This is a genomic window from Roseateles sp. P5_E11, assembly GCF_054049355.1.
The window spans coordinates 1-4,820 of the sequence record NZ_JBFUMO010000454.1 but is presented as its reverse complement, the minus strand read 5'-3'; the positions used below and the strand labels follow the sequence as shown (position 1 = coordinate 4,820).

General features: G+C 67.0%; 5 protein-coding genes. All 5 read left to right on the top strand.

Annotation, left to right across the window (positions count from 1 at the left end; all coding sequences use genetic code 11):
* Nucleotides 1–55 precede the first annotated feature (55 nt).
* Entirely contained in the window at nt 56–727 is a 672-nt protein-coding gene (locus ACXJKR_RS24380; RefSeq protein WP_457325008.1) for a YfgM family protein, read from the top strand.
* Nucleotides 724–1,860 carry an outer membrane protein assembly factor BamB gene (bamB, locus tag ACXJKR_RS24375; protein WP_457325007.1) on the top strand — a complete coding sequence of 379 codons (1,137 nt, stop codon included), beginning with the start codon at nt 724–726 and terminating at the stop codon, nt 1,858–1,860. The genes ACXJKR_RS24380 and bamB overlap by 4 nt, the downstream gene beginning before the upstream one ends.
* A complete protein-coding gene (gene der / locus ACXJKR_RS24370; RefSeq protein ID WP_457325005.1) occupies nt 1,857–3,194 on the top strand; it encodes a ribosome biogenesis GTPase Der in 1,338 nt (445 codons plus the stop codon). Before bamB ends, der begins: the two co-directional genes overlap by 4 nt.
* An 82-nt stretch (nt 3,195–3,276) precedes the next feature.
* Nucleotides 3,277–3,519: an RNA chaperone Hfq gene (gene hfq / locus ACXJKR_RS24365; RefSeq protein WP_056198163.1), complete on the top strand. Its 243-nt coding sequence runs from the start codon at nt 3,277–3,279 to the stop codon at nt 3,517–3,519.
* A gap of 10 nt (nt 3,520–3,529) precedes the next feature.
* On the top strand, nt 3,530–4,771 hold the full coding sequence (gene hflX, locus ACXJKR_RS24360) for a GTPase HflX (RefSeq protein ID WP_457325004.1): 1,242 nt from the start codon (nt 3,530–3,532) through the stop codon (nt 4,769–4,771).
* Nucleotides 4,772–4,820: the final 49 nt, after the last annotated feature.

Here is a 4,820-nt window from a genome sequence, read left to right as displayed (position 1 = left end):
GACCTCCTCCCCGCATAATCCCGGGCCTCCCGAGACCCTTTCCTGAAGTTTTCCCATGGCCGCCCATCTCGACCTCGAAGAACAAGAACAACTCGAACAACTCAAAGCGTTCTGGAAGCGCTGGGGCAACCTCATCACCTGGGTGCTGACCGCCGTCCTGGCCGCCTTTGCCGCCTGGCAAGGCTGGAACTGGTATCAGCGCGACCAAGCTGCCAAGGCCGCCGCGATGTACGACGAATTCGACCGCGCCCTGGCCGCCCAGGACGTCGACAAGGCCGCCATCGCTGCGGGCGATCTGAAAGCCCGTTACGGCGGCACCGGTTATGCGGCACAGGCCGGCTTGCAGGTTGCCAAGCTGCAGCTGGACAAGGGCAAGGCCGACGACGCCAAACAGAGCCTGACCTGGGTGGCCGAACAGGGCGCCGAGGGCGGCCCCTACCGCGACGTGGCCCGCCTGCGCCTGGCCGGCCTGCAGCTCGATGCCAAGGCCTATGACGAGGCCGCCAAGACGCTGGACGCGATCAAGACGACCGAGTTCGCTGCGCTGGTGGCTGACCGCCGTGGCGACCTGCTGCTGTTGCAAGACAAGCGCGATGCCGCCAAGGCCGAGTACCAGAAGGCCCTGGCTGGCCTGGAGAAGACCCAGGACTACCGCCGCATCGTCGAGGCCAAGCTGGCGACGCTGGGTGTGCCGACCGCCGTCGAAGCCGCCGGAGCCGCGCAATGAGGCGGGTTGCCCTGATCTCGCTGCTGGCGGCTTCGCTGACCGGCTGTTCCACGATCAGCTCGACGTGGACCTCCTGGTTCGGCAGCGAGAAGGACAAGCCGGCTGCGCTGGAGACCTTGTCCGGCCCGGCCAGCGGCCGCATCGTCTGGAGCGCCAAGGGCGACAACATCGGCTTCCCGCTCAGCATCGCGACGCCTGGTGACCGCTTCGTCGTCGCCAGCAGCGATGGCAGCGTGCGCGCGCTGGCCGCCGCCGATGGCCGCGAGCTTTGGCGCGGCGATGTGGGCGCCAAGCTGTCGGCCGGCATTGGCAGCGATGGCCGCTTTGCCGCTGTCGTCAACCGCGACAACGAACTGGTCGTGCTGGACAACGGCAAGGTGGCCTGGAAGAAGGCTCTGCCGACGCCCGTCGTCGCTGCGCCCTTGGTGGCTGGCGAGCGTGTCTTCACGTTGACGCTGGACCGCCAAGTGCTGGCCTTCGACGTGCTGGATGGCCGCAAGATCTGGGAGCTGAAGCGCCCCGGCGAGCCGCTGACGCTGGCCAAGGCCGGTGTGCTGCTGGCCTACAAGGACACACTGGTGGTTGGCCAAGGCCCGCGCCTGGCCGGTGTCGACCCGGTCAAGGGCCAGTTGCGCTGGGAAGCCAGCGTGGCCACGCCGCGTGGCACGAATGAAGTCGAGCGCCTGGCCGACCTGGTTGGCCCGGCTGTGCGCCAGGGCGAGGTGATCTGCGCGCGCGCTTTCCAGTCCTCGGTGGGCTGCGTGAACGCCGAGCGCGGCAGCGCGCTGTGGAACCGCGTCGTCGGTGGCACCAACGGCATCGGCGCTGACGCCCAGGTCGTTGTTGCCGGCGACGCCTCCGACCGCCTGTCGGCCTGGAAGCTGGCCAACGGCGACCTCGCCTGGTCGGCGGACCAGTTCCAGCGCCGCAAGCTGTCCGAACCCGTTGTGACGGCCAAGCAGGTGCTGATCGGCGACTTCGAGGGCCAGGTCCATCTGATCGACCGCGACACCGGCAAGACGCGCTCACGCCTGGCCACCGACGGCTCGCCGGTCGTCACGATCGCGCTGCAGGGCGACACGGCCCTCGTTGCGACCAAGAGCGGCGGCCTGTTCGCGATCACCGCCGAATGAAACCTGTCATTGCCCTGGTCGGCCGCCCCAATGTGGGCAAGTCGACGCTGTTCAACCGCCTGACCAAGTCGCGCGACGCCATCGTGGCCGACTTCGCCGGCCTGACGCGCGACCGCCACTACGGCGACGGCCGCATGGGCGACCGCGAGTTCATCTGCATCGACACCGGCGGCTTCGAGCCCGACAGCAGCACCGGCATCGTCAAGGAGATGGCCAAGCAGACCAAGCAGGCCGTGGCCGAGGCCGATGCGGTCATCTTCGTCGTCGATATCCGCCTGGGTTTGTCGGCGCACGACAGCGACATTGCGCGCTATCTGCGCAGCGTCAACAAGCGCGTGCATCTGGCCGTCAACAAGGCCGAGGGCATGAGCGAATCGCCTTTGCTGGCCGAGTTCCATGAGCTCGGCATGGGCGAACCGCATCCGATCTCGTCGGCCCATGGCCAGGGCATCCGCAGCCTGCTCGACGCGGTGCTGGAGCCCTTCGAGGACGCCACCGAGGAATTCGGTGCCGGGCCGCAGCAGGACGGCGTCATCCGCCTGGCCGTGGCCGGCCGGCCCAACGTCGGCAAGAGCACGCTGATCAACACCTGGCTGGGCGAAGAGCGCCTGGTCGCCTTCGACMTGCCGGGCACSACCCGCGACGCGATCTCGGTCGATTTCGAGCGCAACGGCCAGAAATTCAAGCTCATCGACACGGCCGGCCTGCGCCGCAAGGGCAAGGTCTTCGAGGCCATCGAGAAGTTCTCGGTCGTCAAGACGCTGCAGGCGATTGCCGACGCGCACGTCGTGCTGCTGCTGCTGGACGCGACCCAGGGCGTGACCGACCAGGATGCCCACATCGCCGGCTACATCCTCGACAGCGGCCGTGCGGTGGTGCTTGCGCTCAACAAGTGGGACGCCGTCGACAGCTACCAGCGTGAGACGCTGCAGCGCCAGATCGAGCAGCGTCTGACCTTCCTGAAGTTCGCGCCGATGCACAACATCTCGGCGCTGAAGCGCCAGGGCCTGTCGGCGGTCTGGAATTCGCTGGCCGACGCCTACGCCTCGGCCTACCGCAAGATGACGACGCCGGTGCTGACCCGCCTCATCCAGGAAGCCACGGAGCATCAGCAGCCCAAGCGCTCGGGGGTTTCGCGCCCCAAGATGCGCTATGCCCACCAAGGCGGCCAGAACCCGCCCATCGTCGTCATCCACGGCAATGCGCTGGACGGTGTCACCGAGGTCTACAAGCGCTATCTGGAAGGCCGCATCCGCGCGCACTACAAGCTGGTCGGAACGCCGCTGAAGATCGAGCTGCGTTCTTCGAAGAATCCCTTCGACGAAAAGACCTAGGCTGACCTCTGGAGGGCCTGAGACGCTGTGTTAAGGTCTTACCCGTAGTCCCCCATCCCCCCGAATAACTCGGAGCATACCGATGAGCAACAAAGGCCAACTTTTGCAGGACCCCTTTTTGAACCTGCTCCGCAAAGAGCATGTGCCCGTTTCGATCTACCTCGTGAACGGCATCAAGCTCCAAGGCCACATCGAATCGTTTGACCAGTACGTCGTCCTGCTGCGCAACACTGTGACGCAGATGGTCTACAAGCACGCGATCTCGACTGTCGTGCCGGGCCGTGCGGTCAACTTCCACGCCGGCGACGCTCCCGCGGACGCCTGATCCCCACCCCTTGTCCTCGACCTCTGCCCACGACGCGACGCCGCCCTCCGAGGCGGCGCGCGCCATTCTTGTGGGTGTCGATYTCGGTCGTCACCGCAACGCCCAGGGTTTTGACGAGAGCCTGGATGAACTGGCCCTGCTGGCGGAATCCGCCGGTGACACGCCCGTCGCCAAGGTCATCGCCCGCCGCCCGGCGCCTGACGCCGCCCTGTTCGTCGGCTCCGGCAAGGCCGACGAGATCAAGCTGCTCGTGCTGGCCCACCAGGCCCACACGGTGCTGTTCGATCAGGCCATTTCGCCGGCCCAGCAGCGCAACCTGGAGCGCGTGCTCGGCGTGCCCGTCGCCGACCGCACCGCGCTGATTCTCGAGATCTTTGCCGCCCGTGCGCAAAGCCACGAGGGCAAGCTGCAGGTCGAACTCGCGCGCCTGCAATACCTGGCCACGCGCCTGGTGCGGCGCTGGAGCCACCTGGAGCGCCAGAGTGGTGGCATCGGCATGCGCGGCGGCCCCGGCGAGGCTCAGATCGAGCTGGACCGCCGCATGATCGACGAGCGTATCAAGAAGACCAAGGAACGCCTGAAGCAGGTGCAGCGCCAGCGCGGCACGCAGCGCAAGGCGCGCTCGCGCAATGGCGTCTTCAAGGTTTCGCTGGTCGGCTACACGAACGCCGGCAAGAGCACGCTGTTCAACGCGCTGACCAAGGCGCGCGCCTATGCGGCCAACCAGCTGTTCGCGACGCTGGACACGACGACGCGCTCCCTCTACCTGGAGCAGGCCGCGGCCARCGTCTCGCTGTCTGACACCGTGGGCTTCATCCGCGACCTGCCGCACAAGCTCGTCGAGGCCTTTCGCGCCACGCTGCAGGAGGCGGCCGACGCCGACCTGCTGCTGCATGTCGTTGATGCTGCCAGCCCGGTGCTGGAGGAACAGATGGCGGAGGTCGAGCGCGTGCTGGCCGAGATTGGTGCGGCCGACGTGCCGCAGATCCTGGTTTACAACAAGCAGGATCTGCTGCCCGGCGATCAGCGCCCGCGCGAGATCGTCGACGCCGTGCTGCGCGCCAATGGCAGTACCGAGCCGACGCCGCGAGTCTTCGTCAGCGCCCTGGATGGCAGCGGCCTTGCCGAGTTGCGCCAGCTGATTGCGACCGCCATGCAGGTCCAGCCCTTGATTCCCGACGAACGGGACCCACGTTTCGACACTGATTCGTCGGATCCCGAAACTTCTTCCTCAGACCCCTCCCAGGCATGAGCAGCACTCCTCACACCACGCCCCGCAGCACCTGGGCCCAGCGTCTGAT

Bases quoted from the DNA above. Each gene is read 5' to 3' on its own strand.
- bamB (WP_457325007.1), top strand. From the start codon at position 724: ATGAGGCGGGTTGCCCTGATCTCGCTGCTGGCGGCTTCGCTGACCGGC.
- ACXJKR_RS24380 (WP_457325008.1), top strand. From the start codon at position 56: ATGGCCGCCCATCTCGACCTCGAAGAACAAGAACAACTCGAACAACTC.
- hfq (WP_056198163.1), top strand. From the start codon at position 3,277: ATGAGCAACAAAGGCCAACTTTTGCAGGACCCCTTTTTGAACCTGCTC.